Annotated in this window: 29 protein-coding genes; 15 read left to right on the forward strand and 14 right to left on the reverse strand. The window is 68.8% G+C overall.

Annotated elements, in window-relative coordinates; translation table 11 throughout:
* Positions 1-90: 90 nt before the first annotated feature.
* The 3 genes from FB560_RS15615 to FB560_RS15625 are packed head-to-tail and all read right to left on the reverse strand — an operon-like array spanning position 91 to position 3,311.
* Complete coding sequence (locus FB560_RS15615) at positions 91-1,071, reverse strand: alpha-ketoacid dehydrogenase subunit beta (RefSeq protein ID WP_141873443.1); 981 nt, start codon at positions 1,069-1,071, stop codon at positions 91-93.
* Positions 1,068-2,195, reverse strand: coding sequence for a thiamine pyrophosphate-dependent dehydrogenase E1 component subunit alpha (locus FB560_RS15620; RefSeq protein WP_141873444.1), 1,128 nt, complete (start codon positions 2,193-2,195; stop codon positions 1,068-1,070). The genes FB560_RS15615 and FB560_RS15620 overlap by 4 nt, the downstream gene beginning before the upstream one ends.
* Before the next feature lie 9 nt (positions 2,196-2,204).
* Positions 2,205-3,311 (reverse strand): histidinol-phosphate transaminase, encoded by a 1,107-nt coding sequence (locus tag FB560_RS15625; RefSeq protein ID WP_188894992.1) that lies wholly within the window; start codon positions 3,309-3,311, stop codon positions 2,205-2,207.
* Positions 3,312-3,403: 92 nt separating this feature from the next.
* Between FB560_RS15625 and FB560_RS15630 the strand changes: the two genes are divergently transcribed.
* Genes FB560_RS15630 through FB560_RS15640 form a run of 3 tightly spaced genes read left to right on the forward strand, consistent with a single transcriptional unit; the run spans position 3,404 to position 4,421 of the window.
* Positions 3,404-3,610 (forward strand): ribbon-helix-helix protein, CopG family, encoded by a 207-nt coding sequence (locus tag FB560_RS15630; protein WP_141873446.1) that lies wholly within the window; start codon positions 3,404-3,406, stop codon positions 3,608-3,610.
* A complete protein-coding gene (locus tag FB560_RS15635) occupies positions 3,607-3,969 on the forward strand; it encodes a type II toxin-antitoxin system death-on-curing family toxin (protein ID WP_141873447.1) in 363 nt (120 codons plus the stop codon). Before FB560_RS15630 ends, FB560_RS15635 begins: the two co-directional genes overlap by 4 nt.
* Before the next feature lie 47 nt (positions 3,970-4,016).
* Positions 4,017-4,421 (forward strand): phage holin family protein, encoded by a 405-nt coding sequence (locus FB560_RS15640; protein ID WP_141873448.1) that lies wholly within the window; start codon positions 4,017-4,019, stop codon positions 4,419-4,421.
* 22 nt (positions 4,422-4,443) lie between these two features.
* Here the strand turns inward: FB560_RS15640 and FB560_RS15645 are convergent, their stop codons facing one another.
* Complete coding sequence (locus FB560_RS15645; protein ID WP_141873449.1) at positions 4,444-5,721, reverse strand: hypothetical protein; 1,278 nt, start codon at positions 5,719-5,721, stop codon at positions 4,444-4,446.
* Positions 5,718-5,981, reverse strand: coding sequence for a hypothetical protein (locus FB560_RS15650; protein WP_141873450.1), 264 nt, complete (start codon positions 5,979-5,981; stop codon positions 5,718-5,720). The genes FB560_RS15645 and FB560_RS15650 overlap by 4 nt, the downstream gene beginning before the upstream one ends.
* Before the next feature lie 137 nt (positions 5,982-6,118).
* Here FB560_RS15650 and FB560_RS15655 point away from each other — a divergent pair, with 137 nt between their 5' ends.
* Both FB560_RS15655 and purB read left to right on the forward strand, forming a co-directional pair.
* Positions 6,119-6,631: a low molecular weight protein-tyrosine-phosphatase gene (locus FB560_RS15655; protein WP_188894994.1), complete on the forward strand. Its 513-nt coding sequence runs from the start codon at positions 6,119-6,121 to the stop codon at positions 6,629-6,631.
* Positions 6,632-6,654: 23 nt separating this feature from the next.
* Positions 6,655-8,037 carry an adenylosuccinate lyase gene (gene purB, locus FB560_RS15660; RefSeq protein WP_141873451.1) on the forward strand — a complete coding sequence of 461 codons (1,383 nt, stop codon included), beginning with the start codon at positions 6,655-6,657 and terminating at the stop codon, positions 8,035-8,037.
* Between the two features lie 219 nt (positions 8,038-8,256).
* Here purB and FB560_RS15665 read toward each other — a convergent pair whose 3' ends face one another.
* Both FB560_RS15665 and FB560_RS15670 read right to left on the reverse strand, forming a co-directional pair.
* Positions 8,257-8,619 (reverse strand): hypothetical protein, encoded by a 363-nt coding sequence (locus tag FB560_RS15665; RefSeq protein WP_141873452.1) that lies wholly within the window; start codon positions 8,617-8,619, stop codon positions 8,257-8,259.
* The gene (locus tag FB560_RS15670) at positions 8,616-9,296 is read right to left on the reverse strand and encodes an acyl-CoA synthetase (protein WP_141873453.1); all 681 of its coding nucleotides are present in this window, start codon (positions 9,294-9,296) and stop codon (positions 8,616-8,618) included. Before FB560_RS15670 ends, FB560_RS15665 begins: the two co-directional genes overlap by 4 nt.
* A gap of 326 nt (positions 9,297-9,622) precedes the next feature.
* Between FB560_RS15670 and FB560_RS15675 the strand changes: the two genes are divergently transcribed.
* Positions 9,623-10,534, forward strand: coding sequence for a hypothetical protein (locus FB560_RS15675; protein WP_141873454.1), 912 nt, complete (start codon positions 9,623-9,625; stop codon positions 10,532-10,534).
* A gap of 12 nt (positions 10,535-10,546) precedes the next feature.
* Here the strand turns inward: FB560_RS15675 and FB560_RS15680 are convergent, their stop codons facing one another.
* A complete protein-coding gene (locus FB560_RS15680) occupies positions 10,547-11,383 on the reverse strand; it encodes a sulfurtransferase (protein ID WP_141873455.1) in 837 nt (278 codons plus the stop codon).
* Positions 11,384-11,499: 116 nt separating this feature from the next.
* Between FB560_RS15680 and FB560_RS15685 the strand changes: the two genes are divergently transcribed.
* Genes FB560_RS15685 through FB560_RS15705 form a run of 5 tightly spaced genes read left to right on the forward strand, consistent with a single transcriptional unit; the run spans position 11,500 to position 14,963 of the window.
* Positions 11,500-12,387 carry a DMT family transporter gene (locus tag FB560_RS15685; RefSeq protein WP_170198181.1) on the forward strand — a complete coding sequence of 296 codons (888 nt, stop codon included), beginning with the start codon at positions 11,500-11,502 and terminating at the stop codon, positions 12,385-12,387.
* Between the two features lie 55 nt (positions 12,388-12,442).
* Positions 12,443-13,102 carry a GTP cyclohydrolase II gene (locus FB560_RS15690; RefSeq protein WP_141873456.1) on the forward strand — a complete coding sequence of 220 codons (660 nt, stop codon included), beginning with the start codon at positions 12,443-12,445 and terminating at the stop codon, positions 13,100-13,102.
* Positions 13,099-13,593: a MarR family winged helix-turn-helix transcriptional regulator gene (locus tag FB560_RS15695; protein ID WP_229672872.1), complete on the forward strand. Its 495-nt coding sequence runs from the start codon at positions 13,099-13,101 to the stop codon at positions 13,591-13,593. Before FB560_RS15690 ends, FB560_RS15695 begins: the two co-directional genes overlap by 4 nt.
* A gap of 57 nt (positions 13,594-13,650) precedes the next feature.
* Positions 13,651-14,550, forward strand: a complete 900-nt coding sequence (locus FB560_RS15700; RefSeq protein WP_141873457.1) for a helix-turn-helix transcriptional regulator — start codon at positions 13,651-13,653, stop codon at positions 14,548-14,550.
* Between the two features lie 59 nt (positions 14,551-14,609).
* The gene (locus FB560_RS15705) at positions 14,610-14,963 is read left to right on the forward strand and encodes a helix-turn-helix domain-containing protein (RefSeq protein ID WP_141873458.1); all 354 of its coding nucleotides are present in this window, start codon (positions 14,610-14,612) and stop codon (positions 14,961-14,963) included.
* A 19-nt stretch (positions 14,964-14,982) separates the two neighbouring features.
* Here the strand turns inward: FB560_RS15705 and FB560_RS15710 are convergent, their stop codons facing one another.
* Both FB560_RS15710 and FB560_RS15715 read right to left on the reverse strand, forming a co-directional pair.
* Positions 14,983-15,576, reverse strand: a complete 594-nt coding sequence (locus tag FB560_RS15710) for a ClpP family protease (protein WP_141873459.1) — start codon at positions 15,574-15,576, stop codon at positions 14,983-14,985.
* Positions 15,573-16,187: a ClpP family protease gene (locus FB560_RS15715; protein WP_141873460.1), complete on the reverse strand. Its 615-nt coding sequence runs from the start codon at positions 16,185-16,187 to the stop codon at positions 15,573-15,575. Before FB560_RS15715 ends, FB560_RS15710 begins: the two co-directional genes overlap by 4 nt.
* Before the next feature lie 148 nt (positions 16,188-16,335).
* Between FB560_RS15715 and FB560_RS15720 the strand changes: the two genes are divergently transcribed.
* A complete protein-coding gene (locus tag FB560_RS15720; protein ID WP_141873461.1) occupies positions 16,336-16,800 on the forward strand; it encodes an acyl-CoA thioesterase in 465 nt (154 codons plus the stop codon).
* Positions 16,801-16,828: 28 nt separating this feature from the next.
* On the opposite strand, the gene FB560_RS15725 is transcribed toward FB560_RS15720, so the two are convergent.
* Both FB560_RS15725 and FB560_RS15730 read right to left on the reverse strand, forming a co-directional pair.
* The gene (locus FB560_RS15725; RefSeq protein WP_211350002.1) at positions 16,829-17,383 is read right to left on the reverse strand and encodes a hypothetical protein; all 555 of its coding nucleotides are present in this window, start codon (positions 17,381-17,383) and stop codon (positions 16,829-16,831) included.
* A 48-nt stretch (positions 17,384-17,431) separates the two neighbouring features.
* A complete protein-coding gene (locus tag FB560_RS15730; protein WP_141873462.1) occupies positions 17,432-18,652 on the reverse strand; it encodes a trans-sulfuration enzyme family protein in 1,221 nt (406 codons plus the stop codon).
* Between the two features lie 106 nt (positions 18,653-18,758).
* Here FB560_RS15730 and FB560_RS15735 point away from each other — a divergent pair, with 106 nt between their 5' ends.
* From FB560_RS15735 to FB560_RS15745, 3 genes are all read left to right on the forward strand, one after another.
* A complete protein-coding gene (locus FB560_RS15735) occupies positions 18,759-19,283 on the forward strand; it encodes an Lrp/AsnC family transcriptional regulator (RefSeq protein ID WP_141873463.1) in 525 nt (174 codons plus the stop codon).
* Complete coding sequence (locus FB560_RS15740; RefSeq protein WP_141873464.1) at positions 19,280-20,986, forward strand: AMP-binding protein; 1,707 nt, start codon at positions 19,280-19,282, stop codon at positions 20,984-20,986. The genes FB560_RS15735 and FB560_RS15740 overlap by 4 nt, the downstream gene beginning before the upstream one ends.
* Positions 20,987-21,089: 103 nt before the next feature.
* Positions 21,090-21,875 (forward strand): hypothetical protein, encoded by a 786-nt coding sequence (locus FB560_RS15745; RefSeq protein WP_141873465.1) that lies wholly within the window; start codon positions 21,090-21,092, stop codon positions 21,873-21,875.
* A gap of 67 nt (positions 21,876-21,942) precedes the next feature.
* On the opposite strand, the gene FB560_RS15750 is transcribed toward FB560_RS15745, so the two are convergent.
* Both FB560_RS15750 and FB560_RS15755 read right to left on the reverse strand, forming a co-directional pair.
* Positions 21,943-22,347: a hypothetical protein gene (locus FB560_RS15750; protein ID WP_141873466.1), complete on the reverse strand. Its 405-nt coding sequence runs from the start codon at positions 22,345-22,347 to the stop codon at positions 21,943-21,945.
* A gap of 128 nt (positions 22,348-22,475) precedes the next feature.
* A complete protein-coding gene (locus FB560_RS15755; protein ID WP_141873467.1) occupies positions 22,476-23,972 on the reverse strand; it encodes an MATE family efflux transporter in 1,497 nt (498 codons plus the stop codon).
* Between the last annotated feature and the right edge of the window lie 104 nt (positions 23,973-24,076).

The following is a 24,076-nucleotide window of genomic DNA, read 5'->3' on the forward strand; positions in this document are numbered from 1 at the left end:
CCTCAGAGATGCGAGGCGCACCCCACTCTGACGCAGATTCAGTCCTTCTGCGGCCTGATTCGGAGGAGTTGTGAACATGGAACGGCGGTGTCAGTAGGCCAGCGAGCGATCGACGGCTTCGAGGATGCGGTCGGCATCCGGCAGATAGGAGCCCTCGAGTTTCGCGGGCGGGAACGGGGTGTCGTACCCGGAGACGCGCAGCACCGGCGCCTCGAGCGCATAGAACGCGCGCTCCATCACGGTCGCCGCGACCTCGCTGCCGATGCTGGTGAAGCCCTGCGCCTCCTGCACGTAGACCATGTGCCCGGTCTTGCGCACGGAGTCGAGGATCGGTGCATAGTCGATCGGCGACAGCGAGCGCACGTCGACGACCTCGCAGCTGGTGCCCTCGGCTTCGGCGAGCGCGGCCGCCTGCAGCAGCACCGTGACCATGGCCCCGTGCCCGACGAGTGTGACGTCGGTGCCGGTGCGCACCACGCGCGAGGCGTGCAGCGGCACGGCGGACGCGTCGAGGTCGACCTCGCCCTTCTGCCAGTACTTGCTCTTGGGCTCCATGAAGATCACGGGGTCCTTCGACGCGATGGCTTCCTGGATCATCCAGTACGCGTCGTTCGGGGTCGAGGGCGACACCACGCGCAGCCCCGGGGTGTGCGCGAAGTACGCCTCCGGGCTCTCCTGGTGGTGCTCGACCGCGCCGATGTGCCCGCCGTAGGGGATGCGGATCACGATCGGCAGGCTCAGCGCGCCCTCGTGCCGGTTGGTCAGCTTCGCGAGCTGGGTGGTGATCTGGTCGAACGCGGGGAACACGAAGCCGTCGAACTGGATCTCGATGACCGGACGGAAGCCCGTCATCGCCAGTCCGATCGCGGTGCCGACGATGCCGGACTCCGCGAGCGGGGTGTCGAGCACGCGACGGTCGCCGAAGTCGCGCTGCAGGTGCTCGGTCACGCGGAAGACGCCGCCGAGCTTGCCGATGTCCTCACCCATGAGCAGGACCTTCGGGTCGTTCTCCATGGCCTTGCGCATACCGGCGTTCAGCGCGCGGCTGAACGGCATCGTCTCGAGGGTCATGCCTGGTCTCCTTCGAACGACGCCTCGTACTGCGCGCGCCATGCCTTCTGCTCGTCGATCAGCGGATGCGGCTCGCTGTAGACGTGGTCGAAGATCTTGCCGGCGGGCGGCGGGCCGAGCGCGACGGTGCGGGCACGGAGGTCCTCCGCAGCATCCGCTCCCTCGGTCTCGACATCCGCGAAGAAGGATGCCGAGGCGCCCTTGCTCTCGAGGAATGCGCGCATGCGGACGATCGGGTCGCGCAGCGCCCAGGACTCCTCCTCATCGCTGCCGCGGTACTTCGTGGGGTCGTCGCTCGTGGTGTGGGCGCCGAGTCGGTAGGTGACCGCCTCGATCGCCCGCGGGCCTTTGCCGCTGCGGGCCTCGTCGAGGGCGACGCGCGACACGGCGTAGCTGGCGAGCACATCGTTGCCGTCGACGCGGACGCTCGGGATGCCGTAGCCGGCGCTGCGCTGCACGAGCGGAACCCGCGACTGGGTCGCGACCGGGACGGAGATGGCCCACTGGTTGTTCTGCAGGAAGAAGACGGTCGGCGCCTGGTAGCTCGCAGCGAAGACCATCGCCTCGTGCACGTCCCCCTGGCTGGAGGCGCCGTCGCCGTAGTAGACGATGACCGCGGCGTCGCGGTCGACGTCGCCGGTGCCGGACTTGCCGTCGAACTCGAGTCCCATGGCGTAGCCGGTGGCGTGCAGCACCTGGGAACCGAGCACCAGCGTGTACAGCCGCGTGTTGCCGTTCTTCGGGTCTGTGGGGTCCCACCCGCCGTGCGAGACGCCGCGCATCAGCTTGATGATGTCGACCGGGTCGACGCCGCGGATGCGCGTGACCGCGTGCTCGCGGTACGAGGGGAAGATCGTGTCCTGCGCACGGGCGGCGCGACCGGAGCCGACCTGCGCCGCCTCCTGCCCCCGGCTCGGCGGCCACAGGGCGAGCTGTCCCTGGCGCTGCAGGTTGGTCGCCTGGGTGTCGATGGCACGGATGACGACCATGTCCCGGTAGAACTGCTCGAGCTCTGCGCCGCTGATCGCTTCGATCAACGGCAGATACTGTTCGGCAGCCGGACTGGGCGCGAAGCGGCCATCCGCCTCGAGGACGCGGACGAGTTCAGTCTCTGACGAGGTCACCGTTCCACGCTATCCGAGGTTCGAGTCCTCGGGCTGGAGGGTCCGCACAATGGATGCGGAAACCTGTAGGACCTTCTCCACGGACTCATGCTCCCCGACGGATATGCGGATGCCGTCGCCCGAGAACGGGCGCACGATCAGGTCGGCTGCGACGAAGGCGGCAGCGGCGTCATCCGTGCCGTCTCCGGTCGGCAGCCAGACGAAGTTCGCCTGCGCGTCCGGCACATCCCAGCCCTGCGCGCGGAGGCCGTCGACCAGGAGCGTACGGCGCTCGACGATCACCGCGACGCGTTCGAGGAGTTCGGCCTCTGCATCGAGGCTGGCGATCGCGGCGTTCTCGGCCGCGGACGTGACCGACAGCGGGATGCCGGTGGTGCGGGCCGCATCGAGCACCTTCTCGTTGCCGATCGCGTAGCCGATGCGCAGTCCGGCCAGACCGTACGCCTTGGAGAAGGTACGCAGCACGACCACGTTCGGGTGCGCTTCGAAGACGCGCTCCGCCAGCCCGTCGACCGCATCGGTCGCGGTCACGAACTCGGCATATGCCTCATCCAGAATGATCAGGATGTCGGACGGGACGCGGGCGACGAAGGCCGCGAACTCGGCGCTCGTGATGATCGGGCCGGTCGGGTTGTTGGGGGTGCACAGGATGATCGCACGCGTGCGATCGGTCACGGCATCCGCCATCGCATCGAGGTCGTGGCGCGATTCCGCCGTGAGGGGCACCTGCACCCCGGTCGCTCCGGCGACGAGCGGCAGGCTGGGGTACGCCTCGAACGAGCGCCACGCGTAGATGACCTCATCGCCGACCGAGGCGGTCGCGAGGATCAGCTGATGCAGGATCGACACGCTTCCCGCGGCGACGTGCACCTGGTCGGGCTCGACGCCGTGGCGCGCACCGAGGCGCTCGCGCAGGCGGGTGGCGGTGGCGTCCGGGTAGCGATTGATCGGCGTCGTGTGCTGGAGCGCCGCGATCACCGAGGGGAGCGGATCGAACGGGTTCTCGTTGCTCGACAGCTTGAACGCGTCCGGGCCCGCCTGCTTGCCCTGGCGATACGGCGCGAGGGCGGCGATGGCGGGACGGATGCGGGGCAGGATCGGCTCGGTCACAGTCATGAGTCTAGAAGTCGGGGCGAGCGCGGCGTCCCGGAAGCAGGGGATTCTGCGGCTTCCCGTCGAGGTCGACGTCACCGTAGTACCATTTTGGTATGGCGATGACAGTGCGACTTCCGGAAGAACTCGATGCGCAGCTCGGTGAGCTGGCTTCGCGACGGCACACTTCCAAGCACGCCCTCCTGATCGAAGCGGCCGACCGCTTCCTCCGCGAGGAGGTGACGACTGAAGAGGCCGTCTCGATCGCGCGCGGCGTCGCCGACCGCTACTCCGAGCTGCTGAAGAAGCTCGAAGACGCATGACCCGATTCATCGAGCTGCCGCATGCGGTAGGCGTTCTCGATGTGCTCGGCCTGCATATTCGCGACATCGGACTTCTGTCCTCCGCGCTCGCTCGGCCCTCGAGTTCGATGTTCGGAGTCGAGGCCTACCCAGAACTCGAAGTCAAAGCGGCGGCGCTGCTCTCGTCGTTGAGCCAGAACCATCCACTCATCGATGGCAACAAGCGATTCTCCTGGGTGCTCACGCTCACGTTCCTCGAGATGAACGGGGTTGTCATAGAAATGGATACCGACGCTGCCTTCAACCTCATCCTCCGCGCCGCACAAAGCAAGGCGGACCTTCCGGAGATCGCCGAGCTGCTGCGGCGGCATCGACGCTGACCCGAACCGCTGACATCGCGCGGCGATCGTGGAAGACTGGACGGACCATGCGTTTCATCATCCGAGTCGTCGTCAATGCGTTCGCCCTGTGGGTCGTGACGCTGCTGCCTGCCCTGCAGGTGCAGATCACCGCGTTCCCGCCCGCCGAGACGCTGCAGCTCGTGCTCACACTGCTCCTGGTGGCCGCGATCTTCGCGCTCGTGAACACGATCATCGGCACAGTGGTGAAGATCGTCGCGTTCCCGCTCTACATCATCACGTTGGGCCTCATCGGTTTCGTGATCAACGGTTTCCTGCTCTGGTTGACCGCCTGGATCACGAGCGGCTTCGGCTGGGGCCTCACGGTCGGCGACTTCTGGTGGGGCGTGGTGGCCGCGTTGATCATCTCGCTGATCAACGGCATCTTCGGCTTCATCCTGCGCCCGCAGAGCAAGAAGCCCCGGCGCGACTGAGTCGGCCTCTCGCCGCCACCTCTCAGCCATCGCGCTCCGCGTGATACTCGGTCGCGGTGATCTCGATCGCGCCATCGAGTTCTGACCAGAGTTCGTCGAGCGCCGCCGTACGGGGGTCTCCGGATGCGTCGACCTGCTCCGCGGTCTCGATGTAGGCGTCGAGCTGGTGCGGGGCGAGCAGGAGGTCCTGCAGTCCCGCCGCGGGATCCGCCTCTCGCTCCGCGGTGAAGCTGTCGGGCGAACCAGTGCCGTCAGGTGAACCTCCGGCGGCGAGCGACGACACGACGTCGTCCGTGTGCCGCAATTGGATCAGCAGCTGATCATCGTCGAGAGTCGGTTCGACGGGACTCCCCGCCGTCATCTGCACCTGCACGTCGTACTCGCTCTCCATCGCGAGGTGCGCCGCGATCACCCCACCCTGGGAGTGGGCCACGATATCGACGCGATCCCCCGGCTCGGCACCCGCTGCCTCCAGCGCGTCGAGCGTGGCCTGATACGACGCCGACTTCTCGCCCGTGTACAGCTGCGTGTTCGACCGCATGTCCCACGGCTCCGCCCCGCCGATCCCCACCGACTGGGATCCCTTGATGTACGCCATGTAGCGCTTCGTCCCATCCGTCATCACGTACTGCTCGATCCGCACCTGCGCTCCGGGCGCGGTGGGGAAGCGGCGGAACGCGTCGGCGAGGCTCGACGGCGCACTGCTCGGCGTCGACGTGCGCACGGGAGCCACGGTCACCGGATCGGCGACTCCGCGCAATGTCATCCCGGGGCGCACCGTGCCGAGACCGATCAGGATGCCGGCGAGCGCGCCTCCCGAGAAGAGCGGCGCCATCAGTCCGCCGAGGTCGTACTGCTCCCCCAGCCCCTCGAACCGGCCGCCCTTCCACCCCGCGACGAGCCAGTCCGCCATCGTCGCGATCCTCTCGTCGGACGCGGTCAGATGCTCGATGCGTGCCTGCAGCGCCGCGGCCGGCGCGGTGTCGGCCAGCCCCATGGCCCGGGCCTGCGCGCGCAGTTCGACGAGCTCGAAGGCGTCGGCCATGAGCAGCGTGCCCACCGCCGCGTCGCCGCACTCCCCACCCAGCACGGCGGCGCGATCCCCCGCCGCCGACAACGCACCCGCATCGACGCTCGCGAATCCGGGCTGCTCGGCGACCACCGCGTGCGCCCGCGCGATCGCCGCGCGCGCGTCAGCGAAGCGCACGCCCACTGCCGCGAGTCGCGTGCCGACGTCGCGCAGAGCATCCGTGTCAACCGCGATGGCGCCGCCGTGGTGGATGTCGAGGTCGCCGCTCACGATGCTCCCGCCCGCGTGATCTCCCAGTCGCGCACATGCAGCTCGGCCATCAACGCCTCCGCCCTCCGCTGCAGCTCCACGAGCAGCTCATGCAGCGCGCGCATGCCCTGCGACTGCCAGTCGGCATCGGTCGAGAGCTGCTGGAGACTGCCGGCGGCCTCCTCGACCGCATCCAGCGCGGCGCGGGCTTCACGGCCGGCGACGAACCAGGACCAGAGCCCCTCAGAAGACCAGGATTCAGCAGTTGCGAAGGAGTACATGCGCCCAGCATCCGCCCCTGCGACACCCGGTGATCGACGACTTCGCGGCCGCTGTGGAGCCCGCGCCTCCGCTCCGCACCGTGCAGGAACAGTTCTGAGAACTGTGCAGGATCGGCCGGTACGGGCAGAATAGGTGAGTGACATCCCCGGATCCCTTCCGCGTGATCTTCGTCTGCACGGGGAACATCTGCCGCTCGCCCATGGCCGAGGTGGTGTTCCGCGATCTCGCCGAGAGGCAGGGACTCGGATCGCGCATCGTCTCGCGCAGCGCCGGCACCGGCGACTGGCACCTCGGCGAACGCGCCGATCACCGGACGATCGACTCACTGTCACGCCGCGGCTACGACGGCTCCCAGCACCGCGCCAAGCAGTTCACGCTGGCGTCGTTCGCCGACAACGACCTGATCGTGGCACTCGACCGCACGCACGAGCGGGTCCTGCGCGAATGGGCGATGGACGAAGACCAGGAGGGCAAGGTCACGCTCCTGCTCGCCTTCGACCCCGACGCATCGACGCACGACGTCCCCGACCCGTACTACGCCGGCACCGACATGTTCGATTCGGTGCTCGGTATGATTGAGACGGCGACGCGGGGCCTGTTCCGCCAGCTCGAGCCCGCTCTTCGTCTCCCCCGCACGCCCCGCATCTGAGGGGCCCGATCAGGAGGACTCCCCTGACTTTCCAGCCTTCGCTTCCGCCGCAGCCCCTGAGCCCTCTCGACGGTCGCTACCGCGCCGCCGTGACCGGACTCGCCGACTTCCTCTCGGAGGCCGGACTCAACCGGGCCCGGGTCGAGGTGGAGGTGGAGTGGCTGATCGCCCTGACCGATCGGTCGCTGTTCGAGACGTCCCCGCTGTCCGACGCCGACAAGGAGCGCCTGCGTGCGCTCTACCGCGACTTCGGTCAGAACGAGATCGACTGGCTCGCCGAGAAGGAAGCCGTCACCCGTCACGACGTCAAGGCCATCGAGTACCTCGTGCGTGACCGCCTCTCGACGCTCGGACTCGACGCGATCTCCGAGCTCACCCACTTCGCCTGCACCAGCGAGGACATCAACTCGGTCTCTTACGCCCTCACCGTGAAGCGCGCGGTCGAGAGCGTCTGGCTTCCGGCGCTCGACGGCGTGATCGCCAAACTGCGCGAACTCGCCGTGGAGCACGCGGATGCCGCCATGCTCTCACGCACCCACGGACAACCGGCGACGCCGTCGACCATGGGCAAGGAGATCGCCGTGTTCGCGTGGCGTCTCGAGCGCGTGCGCGACCAGATCGCGGCATCCGACTACCTGGCCAAGTTCTCCGGCGCGACCGGCACCTGGTCGGCGCACCTGTCGGCGGACCCCGACGCCGACTGGCCGACCATCGCCCGCGAGTACGTCGAAGGCCTCGGCCTGGGCTTCAACATCCTCACCACGCAGATCGAGTCGCACGACTGGCAGGTCGAGCTCTACGACCGCGTGCGTCACGCCGGCGGCATCCTGCACAACCTCGCCACCGACATCTGGACCTACATCTCGCTCGGCTACTTCGCGCAGATCCCGGTCGCCGGTGCCACAGGCTCGTCGACCATGCCGCACAAGATCAACCCGATCCGGTTCGAGAACGCCGAAGCGAACCTCGAGCTCTCCGGCGCTCTGCTCGGCTCCCTGTCGCAGACGCTCGTCACGAGCCGCCTGCAGCGCGACCTCACCGACTCCACCACGCAGCGCAACATCGGCGTCGCGTTCGGGCACTCGCTGCTCGCGCTCGACAACCTGCGGCGGGGCCTGAACGAGATCTCGCTCTCGCGCCACGTGCTGCTCGCGGATCTCGACGTGAACTGGGAAGTGCTCGCCGAGGCCATCCAGACCGTCATCCGCGCCGAGGTCGTCGCCGGTCGCTCGACCATCACCGACCCGTACGCCCTCCTGAAGGAGCTCACGCGCGGACACCGTGTGGGCGCGGCCGAACTCGCCGAGTTCGTGCAGGGGCTGGAGATCGGCGACGCGGCCAAGCAGCGCCTGCTCGCCCTGACCCCCGCCACCTACACCGGCATCGCCGAGCGTCTGGCCCGCTGAGCCTCACCACCGCAGAACAGAAGACGCACCTCGCGCAGACCGCGCAGGTGCGTTTTCTGTGTTTCTGGAGCCCCGGCGCCGACGCCGGCCGTTCATAACTCCGGAGAACCGCGGGGGTTCGGGTGAGCGGTCCGCGCAACCACGGGAAGCCCGGGCGCAGAAAGCGTCAGTCTTCCGGAGTTATGGACGCCGGCCGGGGCTGACCGCGGGGTTCCGGAATCAGTCCGTGCGGCCAGGCTCCGCGTCGCCGGAGGCAGCGGTACCCGCATCCCCCTCGGGCTCGGGGTCGTAGAGCACCGGACGGTCGACGGTCTTGGTGACATCGGCCGGGTCGACGGCCAGGATCAGCATCGCCAGGATCAGCAGCGTCGCGATGAACGCACCGCCGCCGACCACGAGTCCGAGCATGACCGGGGTCAGGCCGTCGTAGGTGCCGTTCGCGATCGCGGTGTTCACCCGCGACGTGAAGGCGCCGGTCGAGACCAGCGTCACGATCATCGCGAAGACGCCGCACGCCAAGGCGATGCCCAGCAGGTGTAGCGGACGCAGGATGTCGCGCCGGGTCGGTTTCTCGTCGCTCATCGGTCTCCTCCGAGCTCAGCCGACGTCGGAGTCGCGCTCTGTGCAGTGTCAGGGGCATCGTCACCCGCAACCGCGGCGGGGTCCGCCACGGCGTCGGCGCGACGCGGGGTCAGGCCGGCGATGCCGAGGAAGACCGCGACGATCGCCGCGTATCCGCCGAACAGCCCCACACCGAGGATGATGCCGGACAGCACGAAAGTGCCGGCCTTGTCGATGGTGTACTCCTGGAGGAACCCGGCGGGGATCAGCAGCAGCGCTCCCGCGAGCAGGATGCCGAAGGCACCGACCGTGATCGCGTCGCGGGCGAGCGGATCCGCCGTGCGGCGGGCGCGGATGCCGGCGAGCAGCTCGATTCCTCCGGTGAACAGCGCCCACGTGACCACGACGACGAAGAACAGGTCATCCGTGCGCCACATCGGGATGCCGCTGACCATGCCGGCGATGAGGCCGAATGCGGCCTGGAGGATCGAGGACCAGCGGGATCCCGCAGGCAGCACGAGCCAGGCGGCCAGGATCTGCACCAGGGCGGTCACGAACACGAAGCCGCTGAACACGGCCAGCCCGACCGGAGCCGAGTGGTCGGAAGAGAAGGTGATCATCAGCGCCGCGGCGGCTGCGATCAGCGCGCGCAACAGCTGGATGTGGCGCGCGGTGAACGCGCGGGCAGGGGCAGACATGACGATGCAGAGTCCTCCGGGATGTTCCCCTCAGTCTACGCGGGGGTACGGGGCGCATCTGCCGGGCGCAGGTCGAGCGACGGAGTGCCGAGCAGGGCTGTTCGTGAGGCCCGGCTGATCTCTCCCCAGATAGATCGCCGGGCCTCACGAAATACGCAGCAAGGGGGGCGTCACTGCGTCAGACTGATCGTTCGCAAGGTCGGGCACCCTGCCTGCGTCGAGTCAGCCGAGTGACCCCACACCTCCACCCCGTCCCTTGGGGCGCACGTGCGCGGTCGTAAGCTCACTCTAAAGATGTTGTCTTCACATACCGGAGGGGGTCTGTGATGAGTATCGGAAGCGACTCGAAGGAGACCGGCGCCGAAGCCTTCGCCGGCGCGCTCCGGGACGCCATCAACGCCAAGAGGATGACGTTGTCGAGGCTGCAGGAGAAGCTGCGCGCGCGGGGCAACCGGGTGTCGCTCGCGACGCTGAGCTACTGGCGATCGGGGGCGCGCCGACCCGAGGGCGCACAGTCGCTCGCGGCCGTGGCCGATCTCGAGGATCTGCTCGACCTCGACCGGGGCTTCCTGACCAAGCATCTCGGACCGACGAATCGGACGGGGCCGCTCGGACCGATCCAGTTCCCCATCGACGAACAGGCCATCGAACGCGCGGTGCGCGACGCCTATGCCGCGCTCGGCGCCCCGTACCCCGACATGTCGCGGGAGGTGACGACGCACTCGGTGACGGATGTCGACGCCGACGGCAACGTGGCGTACTGCATCACGCGCAGCATCGTGCAGTCCACGAGCGGAACGATCACCGCCACGCCGTTCCTCGAGCTCACACCCGGCGTGGACACCCCGCCACCGCTCATCTCGGCGGTGTCCGGCGGCAGGATCACGCAGCGGTACTCCCACCCCAACGGAGAGGTGCACGGGGTGCTGTTCGAGTTCGATACGCCGGTGACGGCGCCGAACACGACCGTGGTGGAGTGGTCGATCGAGTATCCGCCGGGGTATCCGACGATGCGCGAGACGGGTCATGCGGTCGCTCGCCAGTGCCGTGAACTGCTGGTGTGGACCCGCTTCCACCCCGACGCTCTCCCGGACTGGTGCGAAGAGCGCATCGAGACCCCGACGGGCACGACGGTCGCGGAGGTGACGCTCGACGGCGGCACCTCGGTGCATCAGGTGCGACGGGCTTTCGGCCCCGGTGCGATCGAGCTGACGTGGGGATACGGCCCGCGGGAGTGACCCCGGTGCCGCTCAGCCGGGCTGGTCGCCGGTCGCGACGGGACGGCCGGGGGTGTTCGACCACTGGCTCCACGATCCGGGGAAGACCCGGGCGTCGATGCCGACCTCGTCGAGGACGAGCACCGTGTGCGCCGCTGTGATGCCGGAGCCGCAGTAGGCCGCGACAGAAGCGCCGGGCGTGACGCCGACGCTCGCGAACGTCTTCAGCACCGTGGTGCGGTCGAGGATCTTGCCCTCCGGGTCGAGGTGCAGCCCGGTCGGGAGGTTCACCGCGCCGGGGATGTGCCCGGCCACGGGATCGAGAGGCTCGGTCTCTCCGCTGTAGCGCTCCGGCGCACGGACGTCGAGCAGCACACCGGATGCCGAGAAGGCGGCGGCTTCGTCGATCGTCAGCGCCTCGCCGCCGATCTCGTCGAGCGCCACGTCTCCGGCTTCGGGGGACACATCGTCGGTGTCGACCGGCAGGCCGGCCGCCTTCCACGCACGGATGCCGCCGGCGAGCACGCGGACGTCGATGCCGCCCTGACGCAGCAGCCACCAGGCGCGAGCCGCGGCGAGCCCCTTCGCGTCGTCGTACGCGACCACGATGTCTCCGGCGCGCACGCCCCAGCGGCGTGCTGCCGCCTGCAGCGTCTCGGTCGAGGGCAGCGGGTGGCGCCCCTCCGAGGGTTCGCCGTGCGTGGCCAGCTCGGAGTGGAGGGGGACGTACACCGCTCCGGGGATGTGCCCCTCGAGGTACTCCGCGTGACCGTCGGGGCGATCCAGACGCCACCGCACGTCGAGCACCCGCACGGATGCCCCCTCGGTCAGCAGGGCGTGCAGCTCGTCGACGCTCGTGAAGTTGCTCATTCTGCGAGGCTACCCAGTCGCCGCCGACATCCGGCCTGCATGACCCTTTCTGACGTCGAGACGGCACACCCGCGGAGGTAGGCTCGATCCGGCACCGTCGAGAAAGGGCCTCTTCCATGCCCTCCACCCTGCGTTGGATGCGCTTGCGCCCCCAGGAGACGGCCCTCATCGCGGTCACCGCGATCTGGGGCAGCACGTTCCTGCTCGTGCACTGGGCGATGCAGCATTCCGGCCCGTGGTTCTTCGTCGGCATCCGGTTCCTCGTCGCCGGTCTGATCAGCGTCGTCATCTTCCGACGCGTGCTGCGCGGCATCCGCTGGCGCGACATCGGGGCCGGCGTCGCGATCGGCGTGATGATCTACCTCGGCTACGGTCTGCAGACGGTCGGCCTGCAGACGATCGACAGCAGCACCTCCGCCTTCATCACCGCGATGTACGTGCCGATGGTGCCGTTCGCGCAGTGGGCCGTGTTCCGCAAGCGCCCGCCCGCCATGGCCTTCGTCGGCGCGGGACTCGCGTTCGTCGGACTCGTGCTCATCGCCGGGCCCGACGCCCTCACCTTGACGCTGGGTGCCGGCGAGATCGCGACCATGCTCAGCACTCTGCCGATCGCGGCGGAGATCATCCTGATCAGCGTGTTCGCGGGCAGGATCGACCTGGGCCGCATCACGATCATCCAGCTGCTCACGGCCGGAGTCCTGGGTCTGCTCACGATGCCGGTGACCGGGGAGAGCGTTCCGGAGTTCTCGTGGATCTGGGTCGGTTGCGCGGTGGGTCTGGGGGCGGCGAGCTGCATCATCCAGCTCACGATGAACTGGGCGCAGAAATCGGTCTCCCCCACGCGGGCCACCATCATCTATGCCGGCGAGCCGGTCTGGGCGGGCATCATCGGCCGTATCGCCGGCGAGCGCCTGCCCGCCACGGCGCTGATCGGCGGGGCACTCGTGGTGCTCGGCATCCTCGCCAGCGAGCTGAAGCTCGTGCGGCGGCGTGTGCGGGATTAGCCCCGGATCTCCGCGGGTCCGGGAATACTTCGGAGGATGCCGCGTTTCACCCCACATGATTGAAACTTCAACCGTCGCTCCGGTCGCCACGGAACGCACCCGCGTCCGCGTGCCGCTGCGTTTCGGCGACGGCTTCTCGACCACGGCCGACGTCGTGACCTTCGACGGGCTGGTCGACGCCCGCGAGCACCTGCTGCTCGGACTCGGCGACTGGCGCGCCGCGCTCGACCGGGCGGCCGACGGCGGAGACGCTCCCCTCGTGCGACCGCACAGCGAATGCCTGACCGGTGATGTCTTCGGCTCCGAGCGCTGCGACTGCGGCCCGCAGTTGCGTGAAGCCGTGGAGCGGATCGCGGCAGAAGGCGGCTTCCTGCTCTACCTCCGCCAGGAGGGACGCGGCATCGGCCTGTACGCCAAGCTCGACGCCTACGCACTGCAGGACGCCGGACTCGACACCTACGAGGCGAACGTCGCCCTCGGCCACGGCGAGGACGAGCGCGACTACACGGTCGCCGCACAGATGCTCCGCGCGGTCGGCACCGATGCGATCCGTCTGCTGAGCAACAACCCCGACAAGGCGGTGCAGCTCGAGGCGCTCGGCATCGAGGTCACCGAGCGGGTCCCCACGGAGGTGCACCTGTCGGAGTCGAACTCGCGCTACCTGCAGGCGAAGCGGGACCACACGGCACACACGCTCGACCTCTCCGCCGCATGACACTCCAGGAGGGCACCATGACGGCGGAGCTGCGGCACCCGCGTCGCCTCGACGACAGCGAGATGGCGACCTGGCTCCCCGTCATCCGGTTCGTCCAGCTGCTGCCGCAGGTGCTCGACCGCACACTGAAGGACGAAGTGGGCCTGAACCACGCCCGCTACGCGATCCTGGTGACGCTCGCCGGACAGAACGACGGGGCGGTGACCATGACCGAGCTCGCCCACATCGCAGGATTGAGCCGATCACGCCTGAGCCATGCCCTCGATTCCCTCGAGGAGCGCGGCTGGGTCAGTCGCACCTCCTGCCATTCCGACAAGCGCACGCTCTCGGCGACGTTGACGCCGGAGGGCAGGGAGATGCTGCGCACCGCTGCGCCCGTGCACGTCGATCAGGTGCGTGACCTGGTGCTCGACCCGCTCAGCCCGGAAGAGCGCGACCAGCTCAGCACGATCCTCGACAAGCTGCTGCCCGGCGTGACCGCGGCGCTGTAGGTTCCCGGTACTGCCAGTACCTCCCTTCCGGACCGCAGACGGCGTACCGTCGAAGCCATGGACACCCGGAGCGAAGTGCGCGAGTTCCTCTCGACGAGGCGCGCACGCCTCACCCCCGACCAGGTCGGTCTGCCCGCGTTCGGTGGGAACCGACGGGTGCCGGGCCTGCGCCGGGAAGAGGTGTCTCTGCTCGCGGGAGTGAGCGTCGACTACTACACGCGGCTCGAGCGCGGCGACCTGTCCGGCGCCTCCGAGAGCGTGCTCGATGCGCTCGCGAGGGCACTCCAGCTGGACGACGCCGAGACCGCGCACCTGTTCGACCTGGCGCGCGCCGCGAACACCTCGCCGATGGCCCGCAAGCCGCGGAAGAAGTCGGAAGAGCTGCGGCCCAGCATCCTCCGCCTGCTCGACGCGATCACCGAGGCACCCGCGGCCGTGCGCAACAACTACTTCGACTACCTCGCCGCCAACGCGCTGGGCCGAGCGCTGTATGCGCCGCTGCTCGCGGAGCCGCATCCGAACAGCGCCCGCTTCGCGTTCCTGAATCCGGCCGCGCAGGACTTCTACCCCGAGTGGGATCGCAACACCCAGGAGCTCGTCGCGGCGATGCGCGGCGAGGCCGGACGCAACCCCTACGACCGCAAGCTCAGCGACCTGGTCGGTGAGCTGTCGACGCGCAGCGAGCGCTTCCGCACGCTGTGGGCCGCGCACAATGTGCGGTATCACCGCTCCGGAGTGAAGCGCATCAACCACCCGGTGGTCGGCGAGATGGAGCTGACCTACGAGGCGTTCGAGCTGCCGGCAGACCCCGGCCTGCAGCTGTCGACCTACACGGCCGAGCCCGGCAGCGCCTCGGCCGACAAGCTCAAGATGCTGGCCAGCTGGGCGGCGACGGATGCTGCGGCCGCCGCACCCGTCGATCAGGCCGCGCCGGCTCCGGATCGCTCCGAGGTCTGAGCGTTCTGCTCTGAGCAGAAACCCTCGAACCGCCCGGATGCCGCGGATTATCGTGAGGCATGGCCGACATCGTCCCGTTCCCGCGCGCACCGCGCCCCGCTCGCCCCCGCCTCAGCGACCCCGAGCCGCTGTGGCGCCACCTGCTCGGCGACCAGCTGCGCCGCCGACGACACGACCGTGACGAGACGCTCACCGAGACCGCCGAGAAGGCCGGTGTGTCCCCGCAGTACCTCTCCGAGGTCGAGCGCGGGCGCAAAGAGCCGTCGAGCGAGATGATCGCCGCGATCGCCGGAGCGCTCGACACCAGCCTGATCGAGCTCACCAGCGCCGTGGCGGATGAGTTGCGCTCGGCCGCGGTTCCGGCATCCGCTGCCGTGTCGGTGTCGCGCGGGGCATTCGCGCTCGCGGCCTGAGCTGCAGCAGCCCGCGGGATCACTCCACGCGCGCCCCCAGCACCGCATCGATCAGCCCGTAATCCCGCGCCGCCGAGGCCGTGAACACCCGGTCGCGATCGGTGTCGGCGCGCAACTCGACCACCGTGCGTCCGGTGTGCCTGGCGAGGATCTCCTCCATGTCGCTGCGTACCCGCACCACCTCGTCGGCCGCGAGGATCAGGTCGGGAATCGCGCCGCGCGACTGTCCGGCCGGTTGGTGCAACACGATCCGCGCGTGGGCGAGCGCCGACCGCTCCCCCGCGGCTCCGGCCGCGACCAGCAGAGCCGCAGGTCCGATCGCCTGTCCGACGCACGTCGTCGCGATGCGGGGGCGGATGTGCTGCAGCGTGTCGTAGATCGCCAGCGCGGCACCGGGGTCGCCGCCCTCGCTGTTGATGTAGAACTGGATGCCGGTCTCGGGGCTGTCCGCATCGAGGTGCAGCAGCTGCGCGATCAGCGCGTTCGCGACCCCCGCGTCGATGCCGGTGCCCAGGTAGATCACGCGCTCGGCGAGCAGGTGCGAGTAGACGTCCATGATGCGTTCCCCGCGCGGATGCTGCGCGATCACGTTCGGGATCGTGTAGCCGCTCATGCGCCGACCCCCAGTCCGACGCGGGCACGCCTGCGCGGCATCACCTCATCGATCGATGCGATGATCCCGTCGATGAAGCCGTAGTCCTGCGCCTGGCTCGCGGTGTACCAGCGGTCGTGGAGCGAGTCCTCGAAGATGCGCGCGACGGGCTGCCCGGTGTCGGCGGCGATGAGCCCGAGGACGGTGTCGCGCATGTGGCGCAGATCGTCGGCCTGGGTCTCGATCTCGCCCGCCGAGCCGCCGATGCCCGCCGACCCCTGATGCATCAGGATGCGGGCATGCGGCAACGCCCGCCGCTTGCCCTGCGTGCCGGCCGACAGCAGGAACTGCCCGGCGCTGCACGCGAGTCCGAGCGCGAGGGTGGTCACGTCGTTCGGGATCAGTCGCATGATGTCGCGGATCGCGAGCATCGACGGCACGGATCCCCCCGGCGAGTGGATCCAGAGCGCGATGTCGGTGGCGGGATCTTCGGCAGACAGCGTCAGCAGCTGTGTCATGAGCAGCGTGCCGTTGTCGTCGTCGAGAGCGCCGTCGAGCACGAGCACCCGCTCGTGGAACAGCGCGCGGCGGGCCTCGGGCCCGAACTGCGGGATGGGGTTGTCTTCGCTCATGCCTTCAGCTTCCGCCGTCATCCGCCGGCTCCGGCTCGATTCTGCCCTGGGCCGCTCTGCTCGCAGCAGACGGATGCCGCTGTCGACGCGCATCTCCGCGAAAACTCGTCGTAACACCGCGGACTCACGACGCTCCTACGCTCGGCACATGGCGAAGCAGAAGGCACCGGCATGGTCGGAAGACGGACTCAATTTCCGCACCCGCAAATGGGTGCGCCCCGAGGACCTCAACGCGAACGGGTCGCTGTTCGGCGGAAGCCTGCTGAAGTGGATCGATGAGGAGGCCGCGATCTACGCGATCGTGCAGCTCGGCAACTACCGCGCGGTCACCAAGCACATCTCCGAGATCAACTTCGAGGCGTCCGCGGTGCAGGGCGACCTGATCGAGATCGGCCTGCAGGCCACGCATTTCGGGAACACCTCGCTGACGATGCGCGCGGTGGCACGCAACATGATCACGCGCAAGCGCATCCTCACGATCGAGAAGATCGTCTTCGTGAGCCTCGACGAGGATGGCGTGCCCAGCCCGCACGGCTACGACAAGATCACCTACGACCGCGACCGCATGCCCACCGAGCGCCTGGCGACGGGCACCATCCGCCTTCCTGGTTGACGGCGAAGCGGCGTCGTCGAGCGGCCCGTCACAGAGGCGAAGGCTCCAGCGGGTGCAGTTCGTCCCGGGATGCGCTCGTCCAGCCCTCGACGCGCCCGCAGATCATGAGGAGAGCCTCGCGGAGATCAGCACCCGCGCGATGAAGCCCGTCGCCTCCCCACGACACCCAGACGGGGAACTCACCGTCCGGGGTGCGCGAGGACGTGTCCCACAGCAGGTAGTCGCCGTTCTCGCTCCACCCGAAGACTTCGAGGGAGGCGACGAGCTCCCACGAACCGTCCGGCTCGACCATCCAATCGAACTCCTCGACACGGCCGTCCTCATAGGCCTCGCGGAACCGCCGCGTCAGCGCGCCGCCACGCCCGGAGAGACCATCAGCCCAGCCGGCGAGCACCGGCGGGTAGATCAACCACAGTCCGACGAGACGCGCCCAGCCCGCGTGACGAATGTACCCCCGGTACGACGGCGGGAATCCGAGTCCGTCTGAGAAGCGGAGGCCGTCGAGCTCCACGAGGTCGACATGGGAGAGCGATGGCCGGCCGGATACGCGCAGGTCGGCGAAAGGCTGGTGGGGCACGGTCACGACCCTAGGCGAGGTCTGCAGGGAGCAACAAGACCGCCGAACCGGCACTCAGGCCCGCACGACCTCTTCCGGCAGCGGCGAGGCGCCGACGACGGCGGGCAACGCCGCGAACGCCTGCGCGAGGTCGGCGATCAGGTCGTCGACGTTCTCGAGGCCGATCGACAGCCTCAGCACATCCGCGGCCGGTCGCGCCTCGGGCGGCACCGGTCGGTGGGTCAGCGCCGCCGGATGCTGGATCAGGGAGTCCACGCCGCCCAGCGACACCGCGTGCGTGAAGAGCGTCGTCGCCGTCGTGACGGCCGATGCCGCGGCGTATCCTCCCTGCATCCGCATCGCGATCATCGCGCCGGTGCCCCGCATCTGCCGCGCGAGGATGCCGCGCGGATCACCGTCGAGTCCCGGATAGAACACCTCGGCGACCTCTGGTCGGTCGATCAGCCACTGCACCACGCGGCGGGCGTTCTCCTGCTGCTGGCGCATCCGCACCGGCAGCGTGGTGAGGCCCCGATGCAGCAGATAGGCACCGAGCGGATGCAGCAGCCCCCCGGTCACCGCACGCACCCGGCGCAACGCCTCGGCGGTCTGCTCGCTGCACGCCACCACGCCCGCGATCGCATCGCCGTGGCCACCCAGGTACTTCGTGGCGCTGTGCAGCGACATCGCGGCACCCAGATCGATCGGGTTCTGCAGCACCGGGGTCGCGAAGGTGTTGTCGACGACCACGGGCACCGCACCGGCCTGGCGCACGACGTCAGCGATGTCGGAGAGCTCGAGCGTGGGGTTGGCCGGCGTCTCCAGCACGACCAGACCGGTGTCGGGACGGATGCTCGCCGCGACCTCATCCGGGTGGCAGTAGGTCGTCTCGACGCCGAGCAGTCCGGAGCCGAGCAGGTGGTCGGTACCGCCGTAGAGCGGACGCACCGCGACCACGTGGCGCAGCCCGGTCGCGCCGGTGTGGGCGAGGATCACCGCGGTCATCGCGGCCATCCCCGACGCGAACGCCACGGACGCCTCGGCGTGCTCGAGCTCGGCGAGCGCCTCCTCGAACCGCGCGACGGTCGGGTTCCACAGCCGCGCGTAGACCATGCTGCCGTCCGCCGGCGGCCGCCCGCCGGTCGCCATCGCCTCGTACGAGTCGCCGCCGCGTTCGATGTCGGGCAGGGGGTTCGTGGTCGACAGGTCGATCGGCAGCGCATGGACCCCCAGACCTTCGAGGTCGGAGCGGCCGCTGTGCACGGCGATGGTGTCGGGATGCAGCGGTGCAGTCATGCTCCCACGTTGCCGGAATCGCGGATTTGCCGCGTGGAATCGACAGAATCCACCAGCCAGAGCGTTAAGATCGCTATTCTGAGCAAGAATCGGCATCCGAGGGAGGATGACATTGGCGAAAGCACAAGGCGCACCGCTCGACGAGATCGATCTCGAGCTCCTGGCCGTCCTGACCCATGACGCGGACATCACGAACAAGGCGCTGGCGCACCGACTGAACCTCGCCGAGTCGACCTGTGCACATCGCGTGCGGTCGCTGCGCGAGCGCGGGATCATCCGCGACACGCGCATCCGTCTCGATGAGGCCGCGGTCGGCTTCCCGCTGCAGGCGATCATCAAGGTGCGCCTCGCCAACCACACCGGACAGAAGGTCACCGCACTGTTCGACGCGCTCGCCGCGATCCCCCGTGTGCTGCAGGTGTTCCATGTCGCCGGCGTCGACGACTTCCTCGTGCACGTCGCCGTGCAGGACGCCACAGCCCTGCGCGACATCGTGCTCGAGCACATCACGGTGCACTCCGTCGTGCGCGGCACCGAGACGCAGCTGGTGTTCGAACTGCGCGACGGCGTCGGCCTGCTCCCGCGCTACGTGCGGGAGGATGGATTGCACGCCAGCAAGGGAGCATCATGAGCCGCAGTGCCACCGCCGCCACGCACACCATCCGCGAGATGCGCGACTTCCTGTTCGCGAACGCGACCGACTACGCCGCCGCGCGCGCCGGATTCGCGTGGCCGCAGGTCGACGAGTTCAACTTCGCGCTCGAGTGGTTCGACGTCGTCGCCACCGAGAGTCCCGATCGCCCGGCGGTGCAGATCGTGTCGGCCGACCTGAGTCTGCAGGCCTGGACATACGGCGAGCTCGCCGCACGCTCCGACCAGGTCGCCGCATGGCTGACCGGACTCGGCATCCGCCGCGGCGACCACGTGATCGTGATGCTGGGCAACACGATCGAGCTGTGGGAGGTGATGCTCGCGATCACCAAGATCGGCGCGGTGTCGATCCCGACCTCGACGCTGCTGTCCGCATCCGACCTCGCGTACCGCATCGAGCACGGCCGCGCCCGCGCCGTGGTGACCCTCGGCACTCTGAGCGACCGGCTGGCGGGCGTCGACGACGGCATCCTGCGCATCGGCGTCGGCGACGACCTCCCCTCCGGCTGGACACGATTCGCCGATTCGGCGAGCGCGCCGACCGCCTTCGAGCCCGACGGCCCGACTCCCGCGACCGACACCGCACTGCTCTACTTCACCTCCGGCACGACCAGTCGTCCGAAGCTCGTGCAGCACACGCACGTCTCGTACCCGGTCGGCCACCTGTCGACCATGTGGTGGCTGGGCGTGCGACCCGACGACGTGCACCTCAACATCTCGTCGCCCGGATGGGCGAAGCACGCCTGGTCGAGCTTCTACTCCCCGTTCCTCGCCGAGGCCACCGTGTTCGTGTACAACTACGACCGCTTCGACGCGAACACGCTCATGCAGGTCATGGACACGCATCACGTCTCGACGTTCTGCGCCCCGCCGACCGTCTGGCGGATGCTGATCCAGGCCGACCTCGCCCGGCTCACGCACCCGCCGCGTGAGCTCGTCGGCGCGGGCGAGCCGCTCAACCCCGAGGTCATCGACCGCGTCCGCGACGCCTGGGGCGGCACGATCCGCGACGGCTTCGGTCAGACCGAGATGACCGCGTGCATCGGCAACTCGCCGGGCCAGACGGTCAAGGTCGGCTCGATGGGGCGCCCGCTGCCCGGTTACCCCGTGGTGCTGCTCGACCCGGTGACCGGAGCCGTGGTCGACGGGGAGGGCGAGATCGCGCTCGATCTCGCCGACGCACCCCTCGGCCTCATGGCGGGGTACTACGACGATCCCGAGAAGACGGCGGAATCCCGCATCGGCGGCTACCATCACACCGGCGACATCGCCTCGCGCGACACCGACGGCTACCTGACCTACATCGGCCGCGCCGACGACGTGTTCAAGGCATCCGACTACAAGATCTCGCCGTTCGAGCTCGAATCCGTGCTGCTCGAGCACGAGCTCGTGATCGAGGCGGCCGTCATCCCGAGCCCCGACCCCACACGCCTCTCGGTGCCGAAGGCGTACGTGTGCCTGCATCCGGATGCCACCGACGAGGTCGATGCGGCCCGCGCGATCTTCACCTACGCGCACGACCGCCTGTCATCGCACCTGTGGGTGCGGATCATCGAGTTCGTGCCCGAGCTGCCGAAGACCATCTCGGGCAAGATCCGCCGGGTCGAGCTGCGCGCCCGCGAGACGGCCCGCGTGGCGTCCGGAGACGACGCGGGGCAGCACCGCGACCGCGACTACCGCTGAGAAGATCCACGACTTCTCCACCCCGGCGTCACTTTCGAGATCACACCGACTCATTTCCCCCGTGAAGACGATATTCGTCCGAATCGAAGGGGAGTTTGATCTGATGAAGAAGAAAGACGCAGCAGTGCCGGAGGGCGGCCTGACACGAAGGACGGTCGTGCAGGGCGCCGCATGGTCGTTGCCCGTCATCGCCGCCGCCGTGGCCACGCCGATCGCAGCGGCATCGCTGATGTGCACCGCAGCCATCAGCACCACGACGGCGACCTACTCGAGGCTCAGCGCCACGTCGGCCGTGTTCACCTGGGTGAACCTGTTCGGCGACGGCAAGGACTTCACTCTGACACTCACGGCTGTGCACAACGGCGTCAGCAACATGACCATCAACTCCACGAACAACTTCGTTCTGGATTCCGCCACGCAGGGTGGGGAGGCGCAGCCCAGCGTACGACTGTCGCTCGATACGGCCGATCTGCGGAACATCGGCGGAGGCGAGCGCGTGACGTTCAGCTTCGCGCTCGACGGCGTTCCCGTGAGCGTCGACAACCTGACCTACAAGATCAAGGACATCGACGGCGTGCAGGCCGTGGACGGTCTCGGAGGTGCGGAGCGCGTCTACGTGTCGCAGGGCACCGGCACGTACAACTCCGACTGGATTCGGGGCCAGGGGATCGGCACCAATGCGTGGCGCCCCTTCACCGGCTCGCCGAACCCCGAGGTCATCCCCACCAGCGCCGCGGGGAATGTCAACGTCACCGTGCCGTCGGTGAGTGCCTTCGACCTCACCTTCGTCGCGAACAACTCAGGGCGAGCCCTCGGCGAGCGCCCGAACCAGAACATCTGGGTCGGGCCGTTCAGCTTCACCGCCATGAATCCGGCCTGCACGGCGTGACGCACGGAGAGCCCCGCAGGATCTCCCTCCTGCGGGGCTTTCTCCTGCCCCGTGGGCAGGCGCCGATTCAGGGCGTCGAGACGACGGGGATCGTCGATGTCGCCGGCGAGGCCTTGACCACAGACGAGGCGAGCGACGCACCGACGACCACAGGCGCCGTGACCGTCTTCCGCGACGGATGTCCGCCGTCGGCGACGTTCACGATCGCGCGCACCACTCCGCCGAGGATCAGCATCGCGGCGAGCGCTGCCCCCGCAGCGATCAACGGCATCCACTGATTCGCGAACGATGCGGTGAAGCTCAGCAACGCGAACGGGATCCACAGACCCACCGCGCCGCCGATGAGCCCCCCGGCCCCTCGCATGATCGCGATCCCCGCCACGATCGCGCACACCGCCGCCAGCGCGGCTCCGATGATGCCGATCGGCACCAGCACGGCGGCCAAGTCATTGGCCACTCTCATTGTCGTCATGATGACCCCCCGGTCTGCGGAACATCCGCATTCTTCACACTATGAAAGTGTCCGGGATAAGCCATCCGTCTCAGGTGCGACACGCATCATCCTCCAGGAGGATCTTTTCGCGCACGCGGTGAACGGCGTCAGCGGCGAGCGCCGCGCTTCGGTCGGGTGAGCACGAGGCGCCGCAGACGCGAAGTGCGGATGACCGGCACGGACTGCGTGATCACGGCATCCACGACCATCGAGCCGTCGGTCGGCCCCACGATCGCGATCGCCGAGGTCTCGGTCGCGTCGATCGGATCCACCGGCATGCGCCCGAGCGCACGGTGCGCCCGCACGTACGCGGGCACCAGGAGCACGATCGCGCCCACCCACGCCAGCGGGTTGCTGAGCGCGACGCCGGTGAATCCGTAGATCGCGCCGAGCACGACGGCCGCCGCCACGCGCATCACGAGCTCGATGACGCCGGTGACGGTCGGCACCAGCGTGTGGCCGAGGCCCTGCAGCGCACCGCGGAGCACGAAGAGCATGCCGAGCGCCCAGTAGCCGCATCCGTTGACGATCAGCATGAGGTGCGCGAGATCGACGACCTCATCCGACCCCTCGCCGATGAACAGGCGCACCATCGGAGCGCCGAACGCGATGAGCAGCCCACCGAGCACGAGACCGGCGACGATCGCCATCCAGGTCGCCTCGACGACGCCTCGACGGATGCGGTCGGGTCGACGCCCGCCATGGTTCTGCGCCGCATACATCGACACGGCGAGTCCGAGCGAGGAGAGCAGTGCGACGGCGAGGCTGTCGACGCGGGATGCCGTCGTGTACGCGGCGACCGCGTCGGCACCGAGGGTGTTCAGCGCCACCTGCACCGTGAGCGTGCCGATCGCGATGATCGAGGCCTGGAAGCCCATCGGCAGTCCCAGGCGCAGGTGCTCGGCGAAGTCCGCGCGAGTGATGCGCCAGTCCGCCCGGCGCAGGTGCAGCATCGGGAGGCGACGGCGCACGAACTCCAGGCACAGCACCACCGACACGGCCTGGGCGATCACGGTCGCGAGGGCCGCGCCGCCGACGCCCCACTCCAACGGGCCGACCATGAGCACGACGAGCCCGACGTTCAGCGCGCACGACACCGTCAGGAACACCAGCGGGGTGCGCGAATCTCCGATCGCCCGGATGATCGCCGAGAGGTAGTTGAAGAACATCGTGGCGCCGGCGCCGAGGAAGCTGATCTGCGTGAAGATCGTGGCTTCGGCCATGAGCTCGGGCGGAGTCTGGAGCACCGCCAGCAGGGGTTCGGCGATCAACGGGGCGCCGACCATGAGCACGATGCTCGTGATGCCGCTGAGCACCACACCGGTCGCGACCGAGCGCCGAACCGCATCGTCGTTGCGCGCTCCGAACGCCTGAGCGATCGGGATCGCGAATCCGCTGGTCAGTCCCCAGGCGAAGCCGAGCAGGAGGAAGAGCAGAGGGCCGGTCGCGCCGACGGCGGCGAGGGAGCCCACGCCGAGGTGGCGCCCCACGACGATGGCGTCGGCGAACTGGTACAGCTGCTGCACGACGTTGCCGAGCAGGAGCGGGATGGAGAAGGCAAGGATGACACGCCACGGGCGGCCCGTGGTGAGGGAGGTGGCCATGAAGAAGAGCTCGCAGGACTGGAGTGCGGATCGGGGGAGCCACCAGCTTATCGAATCGATTCGGTCCCTGTCATCCATTGGTTTCCGCGCAGGCCGTTCCGGTG

It is taken from the genome of Microbacterium saperdae, from assembly GCF_006716345.1.
In the GTDB taxonomy this organism is placed as follows: domain Bacteria; phylum Actinomycetota; class Actinomycetes; order Actinomycetales; family Microbacteriaceae; genus Microbacterium; species Microbacterium saperdae.